The following is an 18,981-nucleotide window of genomic DNA, read 5'->3' as shown; positions in this document are numbered from 1 at the left end:
ATTTGGTTTTTTCGCTAAACCAAAACCATGCAAAAACGTTTACTTTACTTATTTATAGGGCTTTTAGCAGTATTAATTGCCCAAGCCCAAAAACCCAAAACACCTTCATCTTCAGAAATTTACCAATCTCTTCAGAAATTGAATTTTCTAGGCTCTGTATTATACGTCGCAGCACATCCAGATGACGAAAACACACGCTTAATCTCATACATGTCTAACCACGTAAAGGCAAGAACTGCCTATTTATCGTTAACGCGTGGCGATGGTGGACAAAACTTAATTGGTCCAGAAATAAGAGAACTTTTAGGAGTTATAAGAACCCAAGAACTTTTAGCAGCAAGACGTATTGATGGTGGCGAACAATTATTTACAAGAGCAAACGATTTTGGATATTCCAAACATCCAGACGAAACGTTGGAAATTTGGAACAAAGATGAAGTATTGAGCGATGTAGTTTTAGCTATAAGACAATTTAAACCCGATGTTATTATTAACAGATTCGATCACAGAAGAGCAGGGAAAACACACGGACACCATACAAGTTCAGCTATGTTGAGCATGGAGGCTTTTGATCTTGCTAACGACAGCTCTGCATATCCAAATCAACTAAATCAAACTAGCCTGTGGCAACCAAAGCGCTTGTTTTATAATACAAGTTGGTGGCGATATGGTAGTCATGAAGAATTTGATAAAATTGATAAAAGCAACATGTTGAGTTTTGATATCGGCACCTACTACCCGCTTAAAGGCATGTCTAATAACGAATTGGCATCTTTAGCCAGTAGCCAACATTTATGTCAAGGTTTTGGGCGACTAGCACAACGCGGAACTCAAAACGAATATATCGAATTTTTAAAAGGAGATCCTCTCACGGACAATGACCATATTTTTTCAGGTATCGATACGTCTTGGAATCGTGTAAAAGGAGGAAAAGCCATTGGCGACATTTTATATGCTATTGAAGAAAACTTCAATTTTAAAAATCCATCTGTGCATATTCCGCAGTTATTAAAAGCATATCAATTAATACAGAAAATTAGTGATGCACATTGGAAAACTCAAAAAACCAAAGAATTAAAAAGCATCATTGAAATGTGTGCCGGTTTGTATTTAGAAGCTTCTGCTGAAACAAATTGGGCAACAGGTGGCGAAACCATTAACTTAAATATTGAGGTTTTAAATAGAAGTGACCTTCCTATAATTTTAACAAGTATTCAAAATTCAAATGACATAACTATTTCTAAAAATATTGAATTAAAGGGTAATACAAAATATGATTTCAAAGAGACTTTAAAAATTAAAAACGATGCAAAACCAACCACACCATATTGGTTGAACGAAAAAGGAACTTTGGGCATGTATAAAGTTGATGATATGGCGTTGATTGGGTTGCCCGAAACACCTAGGGTTTACACCATCGGCTTTAATGTTTTGATAGACAATGTACCTCTTACTTTTACAAAACCAATAATTCAAAGGTTTTCTAAACCAGATAAAGGCGAACTGTACCGTCCGTTTGAAATTATACCCGAAGCATCGGCTAAAATTACGGAAAAAGTCATCATTTTAAATAATGACCAACAGCGCGATATTACTGTTGTTGTAAAAGCAGGAAGAGATAATTTGGAAGGCGATGTAGAAGTTTGCCACCCAAACGACTGGAATATTTTTCCAAAGAAGCAAAAAATAGCCATTGCACATAAAGGCGAAGAACAAACTCTAGTTTTTACAGTTATTCCGCCTAAAAACCAAAGCGAAGGTTTTATGAGTCCAATTGTGCATATAGGCGATAAAGATTACACCAAAGAATTGATTGAGATAGATTATGAACATATTCCGTTTCAAACTGTGCTATTGCCAAGTGAAAGTAAAGTGGTGCGTTTAGACATTGAAAAACGTGGCGAAAACATTGGTTATATTCAAGGTGCTGGTGATGTAGTTCCAGAAAGTTTAGAACAAATTGGGTATAACGTTCGTGTGATTACACTCGATGAAATTACGTCAGATACTTTAAGTAACTTTGATGCGATTGTTGTTGGGATTAGAGCTTTTAATATTCTCGACGATATAGAATTTAAGCAACAACAATTGTTTGATTTTGTTTCTAATGGAGGCAACGTCATCGTACAATACAGTACATCTTACGGTTTAAAAACGAAGGATTTAGCACCATTTGATTTAGAATTATCACATGATCGTGTGACTGATGAAAATGCTGAAGTCCGTTTTTTAAATCCAGATCATGAAGTTCTAAATTTTCCAAATAAAATAACCCAAAACGATTTTGAAGGCTGGACTCAAGAACGGGGTTTATATTTCGCCAACAATTGGGGCAGGGAGTTCACTCCTATCCTATCTATGAATGACAAAGACGAAGTTCCTAAAGAAGGCAGTTTGCTCATTGCCCAACACGGAAAAGGCTATTACATATACACAGGTTTGAGTTTTTTTAGAGAATTTCCTGCGGGCGTTTCGGGCGCCTATCGCTTATTTGCAAACATACTCTCACTAGGAAAAGATGATGTAAAAGAAGCACTTAAACTAACCGATTAATTATGAAAGAAGAACATCCACCAAAACAAAAATGGCTCAATTTATATACAATCGTTTTAGTAGCTAATGCACTTTATTTTGTGCTGTTTTACATTATCACAAAATCCTTTTAATCATGCAAACTTTAAGTTGGATTGATTGGTCGGTACTGTGTGTAACGCTCGTAGCAATTGTTAGTTACGGGACTTGGCAAACCAGAGGCAGTAAAAATGTAAAGGATTATTTAAGAGGCGGGAATACTTCAAAATGGTGGACAATTGGGCTTTCGGTTATGGCAACCCAAGCTAGTGCCATTACGTTCTTGTCCACACCTGGCCAAGCTTTTAATGATGGGATGGGGTTTGTGCAATTCTATTTCGGCTTGCCAATTGCGATGGTGGTGATCTGTATGGTTTTTATTCCGTTATACCATCGTCTTAAAGTATATACAGCTTATGAGTTTCTTGAAAATAGATTCGACTTAAAAACCAGAACACTTACTGCTATTTTATTTTTAATACAGCGTGGTTTAGCAGCAGGCATTACCATATTTGCGCCTGCTATTATTTTATCGGTAGTGTTGGGGTGGGATTTATTAACGTTAAATATTGCCATAGGGCTTTTAGTCATTATCTACACGGTTTCTGGAGGTACACGCGCTGTGAATGTGACACAGAAACATCAAATGGTGGTGATATTTATTGGTATGTTGGTGGCTTTCTTTTTAATTGTGGATAAACTGCCTCAGGACATTACATTTTCCAAAGCACTTGATATTGCTGGTGCAAGTAGCAAAATGGAGGTATTGGATTTTTCATTCGATTTAAATAACAGATACACGTTTTGGAGCGGTATTATTGGTGGTACATTTTTAATGTTGTCTTATTTTGGAACAGATCAAAGTCAGGTGCAACGCTATCTTTCAGGAAAATCAGTAAAGGAAATGCAACTAGGCTTGATCTTCAACGGTCTTTTAAAAGTACCAATGCAGTTCTTTATTCTATTGGTTGGCGTTATGGTTTTTGTGTTTTATCAGTTTAATGAAGCACCTGTGAATTTTAATCCTACAGCTACCGAGTTGGTTTTAAATTCTGAATATGCAGAAGATTATAAAATTCTCCAAGAAGAACAACAACAGATTTTTAGAGACAAGCAGAAAATCATTAGCTCCTTCTCTACTTCCGAAGATAAAAATATTGCCAAATACGTTGCTGCTGCAAATTTGGCCAATGATGAGTTGCGAAAAGAAGCTAGAGATTTAATAGATAAAGCTTCCGAAAATCAAGATATAAAAGTGGAAAGTAACGATATGGATTATGTATTTATTCATTTTATTCTGAACAATCTTCCACGCGGTTTAATTGGTTTATTATTGGCAGTTATCTTAAGTGCGGCCATGTCTAGTACTGCTAGCGAATTAAACGCTTTAGGTTCTACAACCACCATAGATTTATACAAACGAAACACCAGCGAAAAGACCGAAGCCAAAATGGTAAAAGCCTCAAAATGGTTTACATTACTTTGGGGCATTATAGCCATAGGTGTTGCCTGTGTTGCTAATCTCGCCGAAAACTTAATTCAGTTGGTAAACATAATAGGCTCTATATTTTACGGTAATGTTTTAGGTATCTTCCTATTGGCATTTTTCTTCAAATTTGTAAAAGGCAATGCGGTTTTTGTTAGTGCCTTGATAACCCAAGTTTTGGTTATTGCTTTATACCTTTTAGATGAATATGAAATTATTAATCTGCCATTTTTATGGCTAAATTTTATAGGCTGTGCTATTGTAATTTTTATAGCATGCCTACTTCAAACATTCTCACATGACAAAACAATCAACACTTAAAACCATCAACTGGGGCATTATTGGTCTTGGATATATTGCTAATAATTTCGCAACCGACTTATTAACTGTTGAAGGTGCAAATCTTTATGCAGTAGCTTCACGAGGTCAGGAAAAAGCAGATGCCTTTGCTTCAAAATATAACGCCACAAAAGCTTACGATAGTTATGAAGCGTTAGCAAAAGACAAAAATATTGATGCGGTTTACATTGCTACACCACACGCTTTACACAAAGAGAATACGTTATTGTGTATAGAAAACGGCATTGCTGTTTTATGCGAAAAACCATTCGCCATGAATAGCGATGAAGTGCATGATATGATTGCAAAAGCCAAAGAAAAAAATGTACTTTTAATGGAAGCACTTTGGACGTTATTTTTACCACATTATCAATATGTTTTAAAAGCTTTGGAAGATAAAAAATTCGGAAATATTATGAAGCTTGAAGCAGATTTTGGATTTTATAGAGCGTTTGATAATTCGTCAAGATTGTTTAATAAGGAACTTGGTGGTGGTAGTTTATTGGACATTGGAATTTATCCTATTTTTGCAGCACTTTCAACTCTTGGAATTCCTAAAAACATGGAAGCTAAAGCCACTTATTTTGAAAACGGTGCAGATTCATCATGCAGTATGGTGTTTGAATATGAAAATGATACCAAAGCGTTTTTAAAAAGTACGCTCTTGGAAGATACTCCCGTAGAAGCTATATTCCATTGTGAAAAAGGCACTATAAAAATAGAGCGTCAGTTTCATTGTCCTTCAACTGTGTCTTTAATACCTAAGGATGGTAAAAAAGAAACCATAGACTTCGATTGTAAAACCATTGGTTACAATTATGAAGTGATGCATTTTAATGAGTTGCTAAGAGAAGGCAAAACCGAAAGTGATGTGATGACTTTTGAGTTTAGCCGACAAATTATCAAAACTTTGGATGATGTTAGACAGCTGATTAACCTAAACTATTAATCCATAAAACAACCCCGGCAAGTAGGTGCGTTAACGATTGAAGCGGCATCCTTTTTTGCCATTAAAAGCAAAAAAGATATAGCGGAAAGCGTGACCCTTGTGGTAACGCCCAAAAACAAAAAACGCAGCCCATCATTCAGGCTACGTTTTTACTTTTATTCGTATTTGATTGACTATAATATATCCCCATCAGAGTTCACCTTAATTTTCTTTTTTTGTTTCCCCTTTCCAATTTTAACCAGATATATTTTCTTTACTTTTTTATTAGTATTGTAATACACCTGATAATCTACATTCAACAAAGTCCATTCAGAATATGTTTTAAAAACTTTATCCCTTACGGCGTTTGGCAATTTCACATTTTTATACTTTTCAATAGTGCTTATAATTTTTCCTGTAGTGTCATAACTCACTTTTACAGCCCCTTTGTTCGTTTTAAAAATGGTTTGAAAAGGTTTGGGGTCGCCTTTATATTGAGAAACTGATGTAATATCAAATTGTGACACTTGCTTTTCTAAAGTGCTCACGTGTATTGCCATGGAATTATCCAATACTTTATCCAGATAATCGCTATTCAATATTGTTGGCGATGGTTTTGCTTTAGTAACAGACAATTCATCTGTATTAAATGCCATAAGTTCGGTGTTTACGTTCTGTGAAAATCCAAAGTTGATGCTTACAGAAACTGCGAATACTACTAGTAATGTTTTCATGATTATATAAGTTTAAAGATTAATAAATAATGTTTAAACAAATATGAAACAATAGAGCACACGGCACTTAACAGCTATGTTGCAAGAAATTTAAAGTTTTATTTAAAGGCTATGGAACATAATTTGAAGTGTTTAAATTATGTTGAATTTAGGGGTTTTATTTAGTGGCTGGACAGAAACAGACGATTTTTATAATTTGAATCACAATTGTCCGATTAAATTTCGCTCCTCTGGAGCTTTCTAATATTTTTTGCTTCGGCCTATAAAGATTGCACTCCTCTGGAGCTAAAAAAATCCCATAGGGATGGAATCTTTGGAGCAAAAGGAAAAGAACTAAAAAATCAAGCCCCATCGGGGCGACATCTAAAAAATCGCTTATTTAATATGAGGTTGAAAGGTTTCTAAAATTTTTTATCGGACGCCAATGAATTTGAATTATTTTTGATGTCATTGTTGTTTATGTTCTTATGAGTTGATGCCTTAGCATCAAGCGATTAAAAACAAACTGAAAGAACGCAAAAAGAAGCAAATTTAATTTTGCTATGTTTCTGTCCGGGCACAATTTAGTACTGGCTAATCTTTAAATGTTGCAGGGTGGCTATAATCACTAAAATTCATTTTTTTGAGAAGTTCTAAAAATTCGGGATGTGTATGCATGTCTTCAAAAAAATGGTCGTACTTTAACTTATATAATTCAGAGTTATTTCGACTATATGCTATTTCCAGCCATTCCATCGCTTTATCGTGCTCTCCAAGAAAAGCAAATTTCTCGGCTATCCAATAGGCACTATGATACACATTGTCTTCTCCAACTTGATTTATATCCATATCGTTAAACCATTTAAAAACACCCTTTATACCCGAAGATTCATAGGCTTCTAGCATGGGCTCAATATTTACTTTAATCACAGGATATAAACTCCAACTTCTCCTTAACTCTTCAATGGCCAAATCGTCCTTTCCCTGTTCCACGTAGGACAAAAAGATGATCCAAGACGTCCATAAATCCTTATTGTCAATTTCTTTGGCCTTATTTACCTCTTTTAAAGCCAGCTCATAGTCGCCCATCATTATATAACATTCGGCAATCATAATATGGGGGTAAATAAATACAGGATCGAGTTGTATCGCTTTTTTAAAAAAGTACATTCCTTTATCAATATCGCCCTTAACATACACTAAATAGCGTCCGTAATGCAAATGGGCAAAAACACTTTTCGGGTCTTTTTCCAAAGCTATTTTAAATTCCTTTTCAGCTTCATCCCAGTTTCTTTCATACTCCATTTTAATCATGCCCAACACCCGATGTGTTTCTGATAAATCACTATCTAATGCTATCCCTTTTAGAGCATATTTCTTAGCCTTTAAATAATCTTCCTCAGAAGTCCTGGGCCAACTCCTATACATATAAGCCTCTGCAAGTCCAGAATATGGCAACGCGAACTCTGGGTCATGCACAATACTTTCATTAAAATATTTTTCGGCGCTATCAAAACTTCTTTTTTCAGAATTGTACAAAAAATGCTTTCCTTTTAAGTACAGATTATAGGCTTCTAGGTTTTTAGTGGGTATTTTTCCAATTTGTTCAAGCTCATTTGGGGACAACACAAGATTCAATTCTTTTGCAATATCTATTGAAATCTCCTTTTCCAAATTGAAAATATCTTCAAACTCACGATCAAAATCCTTAGACCATAAATGGGTATCGGTTTTCGTATTGATAAGATGGACAATGATTTTTATTCTATCCTCATGTTTTTGAACACTTCCGTTAACCAAATAATCTACACCAAGAGCATTGCCAATTTCCAATCCAGATAACTCCCCACTTTCATATCTATCGGAAGATTGCCTTGATTTCACAGAAATACTTTTTATTTTCGATAGCTGATTGATGATATCTTCCCGCATGCCATCTGCAAAATATTGGTTGGTATTATCATCGCTCAAATTCTTAAAAGGCAATACGGCAAGAGACTTATTAAGGGTTGCCACAACTTTAGAACTTACAGGGTCTTTTTCTTTAGAATTATTAAATATGAAATAAAGAAGCGCTATAATAAATAGACCTCCAAAAACAGCGACTATGGTGTTTTTGCGATTGAACGATTTGCGGTTTTCAGCTTTTGAATTTTTTATTGAATACCCAGATTCTTTTACTTCAGATGATTTCTCAGAACCACCATCGGAAGAATTTGAATTTCTGTATTTTACTTCGCCTGGGGGATAGCCATAATATTCGCTAAACCGTGTGTTAAAGTATGTAGGACTGCTAAACCCCACACGGTACGCAATCTCGGAGGCCGTAGCAACATTGTTTTGCAATAGCTCCATTGCTTTTTCCAATCTGTATTCCCGAATAAATTGACTGGTTGATTTTCCTGTAAGCGCATTTAGTTTCCTGTGTAGCTGTGATCTACTCACACCCAATGCTTCAGACAATTCATTAACGCCAAATTGTTCATTTTCAAGATTGGCCTCTATAGCATCTTCTGTTTTTTTTAAAAATGCATCATCTATAGAACGTGGGTTGGACATTTTAGTAGTAAGTTAGAGTTATAAATTATTGCCGTTATACTATTTCACTAATATACAGAATTCAGCATCAAACTTAGAGAAATCTAAAAACGCAATCAAACTTTGTCTTTAATCATTTAAATAGGACAACTTCTAAAAGTTAAACCAAAAAAGCGAATTGCACATAATTTGAAATGTTCAAATTATCTTATACTAAGATTTTTTACTTTTTGAATGTTGAACTATGGGTATAATCACCTAAATTCATTTTTTTAAGAAGCTCAAGAAAATCGGGATGGGTTCGTAAATCCATAAAGAATTGATCGTACTTCACTCTATAAAATTCTGAGCTTCTTCTTTTATAAGCAATATTGAGCCATTCAATAGCCTTTTCATGTTCACCTAGAAATGCAAACTTTTGGGCTATCCAATAGGCATTATGGAGCGTGCCTTCCTTATCCTTAAAATTTATATCCAAATTGATTATCCATCTAAAAACACCTGGAATCCCCTCTTTTTCAAAAGCCTTTAACATAGGTTCTACGTTGTTATTATCGGCATCGAGCCTCCAATTTTCTGCCAATTCCTCAACCGCCATGTTTTCCTTGCCAGTTTCAATATGTGCCAAAAAAATAATCCAAGGTGCCCACGCATTTTTATAGTCTATTTCTTTAGCTTTAAGGGCATCCCTTAAAGCCATATTATAATTTTCCTCTGCTAAATAAAATTCTGCACTAGTTGTATAAACATAATACGACAATGGTGCTATTAGTTTCACTTTATCCACCAACTTTCTGGCTTCCGAAAAATCACCTTTAATATAAGTTAAGTATCTCGCCACACCCAGCAGTCCATCAGGGCTTTTAGGATCAATACTAATTGCTTTTTTAAAGGCCTTTCCCCCCGCATCCCAATCCATATCATATTCTATGTGGATTCTTGCCAAAACCAGATAGGGTTCTGGCAAACTATTGTCAAGTTCCAAAGCTTTTAAAACATATTCTTTAGCTTTTTTATAGCCCTCTTCTGTTGGCGTAGGCCAATCCTTATATAAATGATACATTGCCAGACCTGCATAGGGCAATGCAAATTCGGGATCGAGGGCCATACTTTCTTTATAGTATTTTTCAGAAAGCTTATAGCGGTCATTTTCAAATTCAAATAAAAAATAATTGCCTTTTAAGTACAAATTATAGGCCTCAATACTATTTGTGGGTATTTTTGCAATTTCCTGAAGTTCGTCCGGTGACAACACTAAGTTCAATTCTGTAGCGATATCTGTTGAAATCTCTTTTTCCAAATTGAAAATATCCTTAAACTCACGGTTAAAATCCTTTGACCATAAATGTGTATCATTTTTTGTGTTGATAAGGTGCACAATAATCTTAATTCTATCACCGTGTTTTTGAACACTTCCATTAATTAAATAATCCACCTCCAAGGCTTTTCCTATTTCCAAACCTGACAGATCACTACTGCCATAACCATCAGAAGTTTGCCTAGATTTAATCAAAATGCCATTTATTTTCGATAGATGGTTTATAATATCGTCACGCATTCCGTCCACAAAATACTCGTTACCAGCATCATCGCTCAAGTTTTTAAATGGGAGTACCGCAAGCGTTTTCTCAGGTATCTCTACAACTTCTGAAATTATTATATCCTTTTCTTCGGGTTTGTTAAATATGAAATAAAGAAGTGCTATAATTAATAGACCTCCAAAAACAGCGATTATGGTATTTTTGCGATTGAACGATTTGCGGTTTTCAGCTTTAGCATCTTTTCTTGTATGAGGAGGTTCTTTTATTTCAGATGATTTTCCAGCACTATCATCTGAAGCATTTGGGTTTCTATATTTCACTTCCCCTGGAGGGTAGCCATAATATTCGCTAAACCGTGTGTTAAAGTATGTAGGACTGCTAAACCCCACACGGTACGCAATCTCGGAAGCCGTAGCGACATTGTTTTGCAATAGTTCCATTGCTTTTTCCAATCTGTATTCCCGAATAAATTGACTGGTAGATTTACCTGTATGAGCATTCAATTTTCGGTGTAATTGTGATCTGCTCACACCCAATGCCTCAGACAATTCATTAACGCCAAATTGCTCGTTTTCAAGATTGGCCTCAATTAAATCCGTCGCTTTTTTTATAAACGCGTCATCTAAAGATTGTTGGTTTGACATTTAGTTTGATAGTTTAAAATTGTAAAAAAAGACAATTATTCTACACCACTAATATACAGAATTTAAACACGAAATATTTAGAACAAGTTGAAAATTACTCCAATATTATAATAGTCAATTTTATGAATTGTTTTTAAAAGTAGTGCTAGACAAAAAAACGCAACCAATCCCGATAGCCATCGAGAGGTTGCGTTTTTCATTTGTATAAAATTCTAATACTATAAACTCTAAGAAGTCCAATTTATAGTGCTCCCCATTCCTTTAATATGTCTTCATTTTTTTTAATAAAAGCATCATATTTAGCTTCTTTTGCCAATGCCAAAGAAGACTTGGCAGCAGCAATAGCACCTTTTTTATCTCCAGCTTTGGCATGAATTAAAGCCTGCTGGTGAATAAACCAGAATTTTGGTTTATCTTTTGTCATATCTACGGCTTTATCAATCCATTCTACTGCTTGGTTTATGTCGTGTCCCGCCTCTAAATAGTAAACGGCGGCAGAAAAATAATCTTGTGCCGAAACAGAAGAACCACTCATTACATCCTTAATACTTGCCATTACTGCGGCATCTGTAGGCACTGTAATATCAAAACCAACCCAAGTTTTTTCCCAAATAAATTCAAGTCTTGCACCAGTATTGGTTATGTTATTTAAATCTATAGTAAATGTTTCTACATTAAAATCTACAGGATAAGACTTTGCAGAGGTTTTAGCTGCAACATGCTCTGGATCTAATTCATCAGGAGTGCCAGATTCTTTCCCATCATTGTAAAAAATAAGCTCCCAAGATTCTGCATTAGGAATAGTGAAAATAGAATAAGAACCTGCTTTTAAAGTTTGTCCATCTATCGTTACATCAGTACTAAAAGTAATTTTTGTTCTAGCATTTGCACCAGTTCGCCATAGTTTACCGTAAGGCACCAAATCTCCAAAAATGGTTCTCCCTTTTACTCCAGGTCTAGAATATTCTATAGTAATATCTGTTAATCCAACCTTTTGCTCTATTTTAGAAAATGGACTAGGGGCTGGTGTTTTCACTTGCGCATTAACCGCATTAATCGTGGCAAAAGCCATAAATAATAAAAGTAATTTTTTCATGTCAGTAGTTATTAATAATTAAGTTTAAAACGTCATAAAATTAAACAATATTAAATCGGTTATTGTTAACAAAAGCTTAAAATAAGACGTTGTATATTTGCTGAAAAGCAAATTAAATGAAACAATATTATGCCGAAACAATAGGCACATTTGCCATGGTATTCTGCGGTTGTGGCGCCATGACCATTAACGAAATAACAAACGGAAGTATTTCTCACGTAGGTGTTGCCGCCACTTGGGGACTTATAGTCATGGCGATGATTTACGCTTTTGGCGAAATATCAGGCGCACATTTTAATCCCGCAGTAACCATCGGGTTTGCATTTGCCAAAAAATTTGCTTGGAACAAAGTACCCAAGTACATTTTAGCTCAAGCCATTGGAGCCATTTTTGCAGCATTTTTATTGTGGTTTCTATTCCCGGAAAGTCAGTTTTTAGGCGAAACCACACCAGCGGAAGGTTTCCCACCATATAAAGCTGCTATTTTAGAATTTTTGCTCACGTTCTTTTTAATGGTGGTCATCATCAATGTCTCTACAGGTAGCAAAGAAATTGGCACCATGGCAGCTATTGCCGTAGGTGGTGTCATTTTATTGGAAGCCATGTTTGCGGGCCCTATGACAAAAGCCTCAATGAACCCTATTCGCTCCATTGCTCCTGCCCTATTTACAGGGAATTTTCAGTATTTATGGCTGTATATTTCTGCACCAATTTTAGGTGCTATTGCTGCTGTTTCTAGTTGTAAATTGGTTAAGGATGAGCAGTGTTGTTAAGATTTGACTTTTGCTGAAAAAATGGAAAAAAACATTACTATTGAATATATAGAAACGCAATATCCAGAAATTATCGAAGAACTAAGTCAATAACATGTCTTTTCTAAAGAAAATTGAAATCTTTTGAAATAATTACGGATTGTTTTAAATATAAAGATTACCTATACCATTATAAATTATCTTGTTTAACTTTTCATAATATCGATTAAACATTTTATATATTTACCATATTTTAAAAAAAGAATTGACAATCGTGGTTCTAAACACTTCATATTATATAAATAGAAAAATTTTCTGACTGTATAATTTAATGTTCGATTTAAAACCACAAAACATAAAAATCAATAATTATTTAAATAGCTAATATCATGGATTTAATCGATAGAGCATTAAAATTTGAGCAAACAAAAATGAGATCGTTATCAACTAGCGATCGCGTTAAATTATCAAGAGAGGCAAAAGCTTTGATCTTAGATTTAAATAAAGTTTATAAGGAAGAAAAAGACGAAAACATCATGGATATCATGAAGCGGTTAACAGTCATAAAAAGAAAGGTTGAAAAAAGACTCAAAGGCAGACCTTAATAGTATAACCATCAAAAACAGGTACTTAATATTTATAAATATTAAATTTTCCCTAATAATTCTATATAAAAATAGTTAATCTAGCATAATTTATTATATTGCCTAATTGGTATGCTATTTGCTCCAATTAAATGAGATTAAAGATTAAAAAAGAATTATGGAAATTATTGATAAAGCTTTAGAATTTGAGCAGCGAAGACACACTTTTAAAACTACAAGTGAGCGCATCGAATCTTCTAGAGAAGTAAAAAGTTTAATATTAGGTTTAAATGACATTTATAAAGAAAAAAAGGATCCTGAAATAATGGATCTTATGAAACGATTGACTGTTATAAAACAAAAAATTGAAAAAAGGCTAAAGGGCAGGCCATAAAACACAAAATGCCCTGAAACCCATGAAAACAATACTAATTGTTGGTGGCAGTAAGGGCATTGGAAAAGCATTGGTTGAAAAGCTATTAGCAGTATGTAATGTCATAAACATTAGCAGAAGTATTCCCGAAATATCGCATAACAATTTAACCCACCACAATTGCGATATAACTCAAGATGAATTACCAGAAATTGAAAATGCTGACGGACTAGTTTATTGTCCCGGAAGTATCAATTTAAAACCCATTCCCAGATTAAGTATTGAAGATTTTAAAGTTCCTTTTGGTTTGCTTAGACAATTGGTACATCCTATTTTAGTGAAGCCTCAATTGGAAGAATTATATGGTAAGTGTTAAATGAAAAAATCTATTAACTTTTTTTGGTTTCGCCGCGATTTAAGATTAGACGATAATGTTGGCTTTTATGAAGCCTTAAAAGGAAATCATCCTGTTCTGCCCATTTTTATTTTTGATGCTGAAATTTTAGAAAAGCTTCCTGAGGATGATGCGCGTGTTTCTTTTATTTATAAGACGCTTCAAGACATGCGCACTACTTTACAAGAACAGCATAATAGCAATATTGCCCTATTTCATGGTAAACCAATAGATATTTTCAAGGATTTGGTTAATAAATATGATATTAATACGGTTTATGCCAATCATGATTACGAGCCTTATGCGAAAGAACGCGATGAAGCGATACATTCTTTTTTATCTGAAAACACTATAGAATTCAAAACGTTTAAAGATCAAGTGATTTTTGAAAAAGATGAAATAGTTAAAAACGATGGCAACCCGTATATGGTATATACGCCATATATGAAACTTTGGAAGGCTACTTTTAGAACTCTTGATTTGAAATCTTCTCCATCTGAAACAGTATTAAAACATTTAATTCCTACTATTGATTTACCAAGTTTGAGTTTGTCTGATATTGGTTTTAAAACATCTGCTCAACACATAGAGCCATATACGGTAACACCTGTGCTTATTCAAGAGTATGAAGCCACTCGTAATTTCCCTGCAAAAGACAGCACCTCGAGATTAGGACCTCATTTACGTTTTGGAACTGTAAGTGTTCGTAAAATGGTTGAAAAGGCGATTGCTGAAAAGAATGAAATATTTTGGCAAGAACTGATTTGGCGTGAATTTTTTATGCAAATCCTTTGGCATTTTCCACATACTAAAGACGAGAGTTTTAAACCGAAATACGACAGAATTGAATGGCGCAATAATGAAGATGAATTTAAAGCGTGGTGCGAAGGAAAAACGGGGTATCCATTAGTTGATGCGGGAATGCGCCAACTGAACGAAACCGGTTTTATGCACAACCGAGTGCGTATGTTAGTGGGAAGTTTTTTATGCAAACATTTGTTGATTGATTGGCGTTGGGGCGAAGCTTATTTTGCTGAAAAACTACATGATTACGATATGGCAAGTAATGTTGGCAACTGGCAATGGGTTGCCGGTTGTGGTGTTGATGCTGCACCTTATTTTAGAATTTTTAATCCTACGACTCAAATACAAAAATTTGATAAGGATTTGAATTACATTAAAAAATGGGTGTCAGATTTTCAAGAATTGACCTATCCGCAGCCTATTGTGGAGCATAAATTTGCTAGAGAACGTTGTTTGGAAACTTATAAGGCAGCTTTGAATTAGTTTAGATGTCTTCTCTTTACTTTGTCTAAAAAAAACGATAACTTCGTTTAGCTCCTGATAAAAAATATTTTAATATTTTTTATCAGAGATTCATTAAAATACATTTAAAACATGCAACGCGCTACCACCATAAAGGAAGTTCTAGAACAGCTTGATGTTATTATTAATGAAAGCATCGCAACCAACAGCAGGCTGGGTTTGTTTGCCTATATCTATAGACGGACTACTGCTGAGATTGCTTCCGAGATTGCTCTGGGTAATTTTGAGAATAACCAACGCTTAGAAATCCTAGATGTTGCATTTGCCAATTTGTACCTAGATGCCTTCAAAGCCTACAAAAATAATGAGCATGTAAGTTCTTCTTGGACCTATGCCTTTGATCACACGGATGAGTCCTTGACCATTCTGCAACATATTTTGTTAGGGATGAACGCTCATATCAACCTTGACCTTTGTGTTGCCACAGCAGCAACTATGTCTGGTAAGGAAATTCTTGATATTGAAGCTGATTTCAATAAAGTGAATGACATTCTATTTCAGATTACTAACGAGATGCAAGATCGCCTCAGTCGGGTGTCGCCCTTAATGTTTATTCTAGATGTATTGGGCGAGAACAAGGATGAAAAAATTATTGACTTTAGCATGCGAAAAGCTCGTGAGCAATCTTGGAATGGAGCAAACCTACTTTGGTCATTAGGCAAAGGTCAAAGCGAAGGAGCCATAAATAGTATAGACCATCTTGTCCTAAAAATTAGTGAGCGCATCAAGGGGCCAAAATCGCGGATAATTCGATTTGTACTTAAGTTGACGCAAAAATTTGAAACCAAAAAGGTAAGCGTCATCCTTTCAAAATTAAAAGCGGACTAGCTTTTTTTGTGAATTGTAAACCTAGGATATGTATTATTAGTTCTGTGTGTACTCACAAAATCCAATAAACAATCAGAAATTTAGAGGGCTACCTATGAACATTGCAAACAGATGCGTTAACGATTGCAACGGCATCCTTTTTTGCCATTAAAAGCAAAAAAGATATAGTGGAAAGCGTGTTAAAACGCCCAACTAATTTTCATTCAAAAATCATAACATTTTATTAAGATTTATATGTTTAAAATTTTGGTACATTTATCCTTCATCAAAACAAACTAAAATTATGAATACACAAGAAGTAGCAAATAAGTGGGCACAAATGTGTCGTGAGGGTAAAAATTTGGAATGTATAGAAGAACTTTACGGAGACAATGTAACGAGTAGGGAAATGCCAGGGGTGCCTTCCGGAGAAGTGGTTACGGGCAAACAGAACGTATGGGATAAAAGCAAACAATGGTTGGACAATGTGGTGGAGTTTCATGGTGGCGACATCTCGGATCCTGTAGTAGCCGACAATCATTTTACAAGCAAAATGAGTTTTGACGTCACGTTTAAAGACCGTGGCAGACAGCAAATGGAAGAGGTTTGTGTGTTTGAAGTTAACGATGGAAAAATTGTAAACGAGCAATTTTTTTATACGATGTAACCCATTAATTTTTAAAACTTAAGAAGCTTCAATAACTGTTTTGAAGCTTTTTTTATGCTTAAAATCTAAATTTAGAAAACACCATCTAAATATTTCACAACAGAAATCCTTATATTTGAATAACCAACCAACCCGTATATAATATGAGAAAGCTAGTGGTTTTACTGTTTTCCTTATTCTCCCTAGTTGCCTTTGGTCAAAATAAAACGTGTCAAGATTTTAAAACAGGAAAATTTGAATATGTGGACACATCTTATGCTGACTGGAAAGTGTGTAGAACAGATGCTGTTCAAATTGAAACAAATACTAAAAGCGGACTTATAATTTATAGTGCCGTAACATGGATTTCGGACTGCGAATTCACATTGACCTGTACCAAAGTTTCCAAACCAAAATTACAACATGTAGTTGGAAAAATTTTTGAAATTGAAATTGTTAAAACTGGTAACAATACTTACTATTGTATCTCTGAGAAAAATGAGGTTCAAACAAAAGATTTAATGTTGGAGTTAGTTAAAATTGAGTAAAATATTTTTCGGCAATCTCGGAAAATAAGTTTAGCTCTAGTGAAATTACTTTACAAGTCTTTCTATAATTTTTTTAGTCGGTAAAATTTCGGTTGTATGCTCTATACTTGGTCCTGCTACCCAAACCGTTTTGTAAGTGGCCTTAGTCGCCGCATTTTTTGTAGCATTCATACCTATAGAAAAACGAATCATTTTTACCCATTTTTTAAGCTTTTTGTTTTTATTTAATACCGATTCCAGCCAAGTTTGTTTCGTACCTATTTTTTGAACATAAGGTGTATTGATAACCGTACAAGGTGTACCCGAAATACGTTCGGTCATCACGATATCTTCTGCTCCATAATCTACACAGGCTTGTTTATACTCCTCTGTAACACCTGCTTCTTCTGAGGCTATAAACGGACTTCCAACCGAAACGCCGTCTGCGCCATAGCTTAACATTCTATCAATATCTGCTTTACACCCTACTCCTCCTGCCGAAATTATTGGAATACTGCAATGTGTACTCAGCTCTTTAATGAGTGCTTCCGGAGAAAAATTACCTCGGTGTCCTCCTGCTTCGTTGTTAACAGCAATAATGGCATCGCCACCTAAACCTTCAACCTTCTTTGCGAATTTTAAATCCGTAACATCACAAAATACTTTAATCCCAACTTTATGTGCTTGATTTATGGTTTCCTCTGGGCTACCTAAAGAGGTAATTATAAAGTCGCAACCTTCCTCACAAATCACTTCTAACTGCCCTTTATATTTTACGTTAGATTTGTTTACAATGAGGTTAAACCCAAATGAACCTCCTTTTGGTTTAGCAGCTTTTAATTCGCGTAAAGCGCCCCTTAATTCATCTAAAGTTCTATAGTTTAATGCAGGAATACAGCCTGCTATTCCTCCTTTCATGGCTTCTTTTACCATGGCTACATTTGATACCAAAAACATTGGGGCTTGAATAATTGGGTATTTTATATTGAGAAGTTTTGTCAATTTAGTAGCCATAAAATATTTTTTTCAAATATAATAAATTATTATGCATGCATAGTAACTGATAATCACTTAGTTAGAAAACCCTCATTATTGAAAACATCTAAACTACTGATTTACATGACATTTATCATTTTTTTACTATGCGCGCATAGTTAATTTTGAAGTCAATAAACTATATAATATCTTAATCATGAAAAAAATAATCTTAGGTTTATTCATTTTTGGTCTCACCACCCAAGTCAATTCTCAAACCGTAGAACTTCCAGAAACGGTTATTTCAGTAAATTACAAATATTTAGATGCCGTAGATGTAGATCATGTTCCTGAACGCGTTAAAAAATTAGAAGAAGAAATTCTTAACTACAAAAATATAGAACAATCTAGACTTTACTCTGACAAAAACGACATATACAGCGTGTCTTTTTATGTTCCTGAAGGAAAAATAGTTGCCGCTTATGATGTAAATGGCAAAATTTTAAGAACTATTGAAAAATACAAAAATGTAAGATTGCCTTTAGTTGTTATGCAAGCGATTTCAAAGCGATTTCCTAATTGGGGAATAGTTGAAGATGTTTACTATATTAGGTACCATATTGAAAAAGATTCCATAAAACAGGAATACAAAATTAAAATTAAAAATGAAGATGAAACCCTTACGGTTAAAACAGATGAAAAAGGTGCGTTTTTATAAGAATACCTATTTAATTTTTTGAT

At 34.6% G+C, this 18,981-nt stretch carries 17 protein-coding genes; 12 read left to right on the top strand and 5 right to left on the bottom strand.

The genetic code is table 11. The features are described 5' to 3' along the window. The first annotated feature begins 27 nt into the window (after nucleotides 1-27). The 3 genes from ABXQ82_RS02455 (at nucleotide 28) to ABXQ82_RS02445 (ending at nucleotide 5,345) form a co-directional block, all read left to right on the top strand. Complete coding sequence (locus tag ABXQ82_RS02455) at nucleotides 28-2,553, top strand: PIG-L family deacetylase (protein ID WP_367054365.1); 2,526 nt, start codon at nucleotides 28-30, stop codon at nucleotides 2,551-2,553. A gap of 115 nt (nucleotides 2,554-2,668) precedes the next feature. Next, nucleotides 2,669-4,378 (top strand): sodium:solute symporter, encoded by a 1,710-nt coding sequence (locus ABXQ82_RS02450; RefSeq protein WP_367054362.1) that lies wholly within the window; start codon nucleotides 2,669-2,671, stop codon nucleotides 4,376-4,378. Next, entirely contained in the window at nucleotides 4,356-5,345 is a 990-nt protein-coding gene (locus ABXQ82_RS02445; RefSeq protein WP_367054359.1) for a Gfo/Idh/MocA family oxidoreductase, read from the top strand. Before ABXQ82_RS02450 ends, ABXQ82_RS02445 begins: the two co-directional genes overlap by 23 nt. A gap of 173 nt (nucleotides 5,346-5,518) precedes the next feature. On the opposite strand, the gene ABXQ82_RS02440 is transcribed toward ABXQ82_RS02445, so the two are convergent. From ABXQ82_RS02440 to ABXQ82_RS02425, 4 genes are all read right to left on the bottom strand, one after another. Next, nucleotides 5,519-6,058, bottom strand: coding sequence for a hypothetical protein (locus tag ABXQ82_RS02440; protein ID WP_367054356.1), 540 nt, complete (start codon nucleotides 6,056-6,058; stop codon nucleotides 5,519-5,521). A gap of 573 nt (nucleotides 6,059-6,631) precedes the next feature. Further along, on the bottom strand, nucleotides 6,632-8,596 hold the full coding sequence (locus ABXQ82_RS02435; protein ID WP_367054353.1) for a helix-turn-helix domain-containing protein: 1,965 nt from the start codon (nucleotides 8,594-8,596) through the stop codon (nucleotides 6,632-6,634). Nucleotides 8,597-8,798: 202 nt separating this feature from the next. Beyond that, complete coding sequence (locus ABXQ82_RS02430) at nucleotides 8,799-10,760, bottom strand: helix-turn-helix domain-containing protein (protein ID WP_367054350.1); 1,962 nt, start codon at nucleotides 10,758-10,760, stop codon at nucleotides 8,799-8,801. Nucleotides 10,761-11,001: 241 nt separating this feature from the next. Then, entirely contained in the window at nucleotides 11,002-11,856 is an 855-nt protein-coding gene (locus ABXQ82_RS02425; protein WP_367054346.1) for a DUF2911 domain-containing protein, read from the bottom strand. Nucleotides 11,857-11,972: 116 nt separating this feature from the next. On the opposite strand from ABXQ82_RS02425, the gene ABXQ82_RS02420 reads away from it, so the two are divergent. The 8 genes from ABXQ82_RS02420 to ABXQ82_RS02385 all read left to right on the top strand — a co-directional run bounded on the left by ABXQ82_RS02420 (nucleotide 11,973) and on the right by ABXQ82_RS02385 (nucleotide 17,286). Beyond that, nucleotides 11,973-12,629 (top strand): aquaporin, encoded by a 657-nt coding sequence (locus ABXQ82_RS02420; RefSeq protein WP_367054343.1) that lies wholly within the window; start codon nucleotides 11,973-11,975, stop codon nucleotides 12,627-12,629. Between the two features lie 368 nt (nucleotides 12,630-12,997). Beyond that, nucleotides 12,998-13,213: a hypothetical protein gene (locus ABXQ82_RS02415; protein ID WP_367054340.1), complete on the top strand. Its 216-nt coding sequence runs from the start codon at nucleotides 12,998-13,000 to the stop codon at nucleotides 13,211-13,213. A gap of 157 nt (nucleotides 13,214-13,370) precedes the next feature. Beyond that, nucleotides 13,371-13,586, top strand: coding sequence for a hypothetical protein (locus ABXQ82_RS02410; RefSeq protein WP_144116908.1), 216 nt, complete (start codon nucleotides 13,371-13,373; stop codon nucleotides 13,584-13,586). 22 nt (nucleotides 13,587-13,608) lie between these two features. Further along, nucleotides 13,609-13,941, top strand: coding sequence for a hypothetical protein (locus ABXQ82_RS02405; RefSeq protein WP_367054337.1), 333 nt, complete (start codon nucleotides 13,609-13,611; stop codon nucleotides 13,939-13,941). Further along, on the top strand, nucleotides 13,942-15,246 hold the full coding sequence (locus ABXQ82_RS02400) for a deoxyribodipyrimidine photo-lyase (RefSeq protein WP_367054334.1): 1,305 nt from the start codon (nucleotides 13,942-13,944) through the stop codon (nucleotides 15,244-15,246). A gap of 111 nt (nucleotides 15,247-15,357) precedes the next feature. After that, nucleotides 15,358-16,113, top strand: coding sequence for a DUF5995 family protein (locus ABXQ82_RS02395; RefSeq protein WP_367054331.1), 756 nt, complete (start codon nucleotides 15,358-15,360; stop codon nucleotides 16,111-16,113). A gap of 283 nt (nucleotides 16,114-16,396) precedes the next feature. Next, complete coding sequence (locus ABXQ82_RS02390) at nucleotides 16,397-16,759, top strand: SnoaL-like domain-containing protein (protein ID WP_367054328.1); 363 nt, start codon at nucleotides 16,397-16,399, stop codon at nucleotides 16,757-16,759. A gap of 143 nt (nucleotides 16,760-16,902) precedes the next feature. Next, nucleotides 16,903-17,286: a hypothetical protein gene (locus ABXQ82_RS02385; protein ID WP_367054325.1), complete on the top strand. Its 384-nt coding sequence runs from the start codon at nucleotides 16,903-16,905 to the stop codon at nucleotides 17,284-17,286. Nucleotides 17,287-17,331: 45 nt separating this feature from the next. On the opposite strand, the gene ABXQ82_RS02380 is transcribed toward ABXQ82_RS02385, so the two are convergent. After that, a complete protein-coding gene (locus ABXQ82_RS02380) occupies nucleotides 17,332-18,279 on the bottom strand; it encodes a nitronate monooxygenase (RefSeq protein WP_367054322.1) in 948 nt (315 codons plus the stop codon). A gap of 178 nt (nucleotides 18,280-18,457) precedes the next feature. Between ABXQ82_RS02380 and ABXQ82_RS02375 the strand changes: the two genes are divergently transcribed. Beyond that, nucleotides 18,458-18,958: a nicotinate-nucleotide adenylyltransferase gene (locus ABXQ82_RS02375; RefSeq protein ID WP_367054319.1), complete on the top strand. Its 501-nt coding sequence runs from the start codon at nucleotides 18,458-18,460 to the stop codon at nucleotides 18,956-18,958. The last annotated feature ends 23 nt before the right edge of the window (nucleotides 18,959-18,981 follow it).

This window comes from Algibacter sp. 2305UL17-15, from assembly GCF_040720935.1.
Classification (GTDB): Bacteria; Bacteroidota; Bacteroidia; order Flavobacteriales; family Flavobacteriaceae; genus Jejuia.
Note: the sequence above shows the minus strand (reverse complement) of the source record. Positions and strands in the feature narration are given on the sequence as shown.

What these genes read in the sequence shown, in the direction of transcription:
- ABXQ82_RS02455 (WP_367054365.1), top strand. Translation starts at nt 28, where the DNA reads ATGCAAAAACGTTTACTTTACTTATTTATAGGGCTTTTAGCAGTATTA.
- ABXQ82_RS02450 (WP_367054362.1), top strand. Translation starts at nt 2,669, where the DNA reads ATGCAAACTTTAAGTTGGATTGATTGGTCGGTACTGTGTGTAACGCTC.
- ABXQ82_RS02445 (WP_367054359.1), top strand. Translation starts at nt 4,356, where the DNA reads ATGACAAAACAATCAACACTTAAAACCATCAACTGGGGCATTATTGGT.
- ABXQ82_RS02440 (WP_367054356.1), bottom strand. Translation starts at nt 6,058, where the DNA reads ATGAAAACATTACTAGTAGTATTCGCAGTTTCTGTAAGCATCAACTTT.
- ABXQ82_RS02435 (WP_367054353.1), bottom strand. Translation starts at nt 8,596, where the DNA reads ATGTCCAACCCACGTTCTATAGATGATGCATTTTTAAAAAAAACAGAA.
- ABXQ82_RS02430 (WP_367054350.1), bottom strand. Translation starts at nt 10,760, where the DNA reads ATGTCAAACCAACAATCTTTAGATGACGCGTTTATAAAAAAAGCGACG.
- ABXQ82_RS02425 (WP_367054346.1), bottom strand. Translation starts at nt 11,856, where the DNA reads ATGAAAAAATTACTTTTATTATTTATGGCTTTTGCCACGATTAATGCG.
- ABXQ82_RS02420 (WP_367054343.1), top strand. Translation starts at nt 11,973, where the DNA reads ATGAAACAATATTATGCCGAAACAATAGGCACATTTGCCATGGTATTC.
- ABXQ82_RS02415 (WP_367054340.1), top strand. Translation starts at nt 12,998, where the DNA reads ATGGATTTAATCGATAGAGCATTAAAATTTGAGCAAACAAAAATGAGA.
- ABXQ82_RS02410 (WP_144116908.1), top strand. Translation starts at nt 13,371, where the DNA reads ATGGAAATTATTGATAAAGCTTTAGAATTTGAGCAGCGAAGACACACT.
- ABXQ82_RS02405 (WP_367054337.1), top strand. Translation starts at nt 13,609, where the DNA reads ATGAAAACAATACTAATTGTTGGTGGCAGTAAGGGCATTGGAAAAGCA.
- ABXQ82_RS02400 (WP_367054334.1), top strand. Translation starts at nt 13,942, where the DNA reads ATGAAAAAATCTATTAACTTTTTTTGGTTTCGCCGCGATTTAAGATTA.
- ABXQ82_RS02395 (WP_367054331.1), top strand. Translation starts at nt 15,358, where the DNA reads ATGCAACGCGCTACCACCATAAAGGAAGTTCTAGAACAGCTTGATGTT.
- ABXQ82_RS02390 (WP_367054328.1), top strand. Translation starts at nt 16,397, where the DNA reads ATGAATACACAAGAAGTAGCAAATAAGTGGGCACAAATGTGTCGTGAG.
- ABXQ82_RS02385 (WP_367054325.1), top strand. Translation starts at nt 16,903, where the DNA reads ATGAGAAAGCTAGTGGTTTTACTGTTTTCCTTATTCTCCCTAGTTGCC.
- ABXQ82_RS02380 (WP_367054322.1), bottom strand. Translation starts at nt 18,279, where the DNA reads ATGGCTACTAAATTGACAAAACTTCTCAATATAAAATACCCAATTATT.
- ABXQ82_RS02375 (WP_367054319.1), top strand. Translation starts at nt 18,458, where the DNA reads ATGAAAAAAATAATCTTAGGTTTATTCATTTTTGGTCTCACCACCCAA.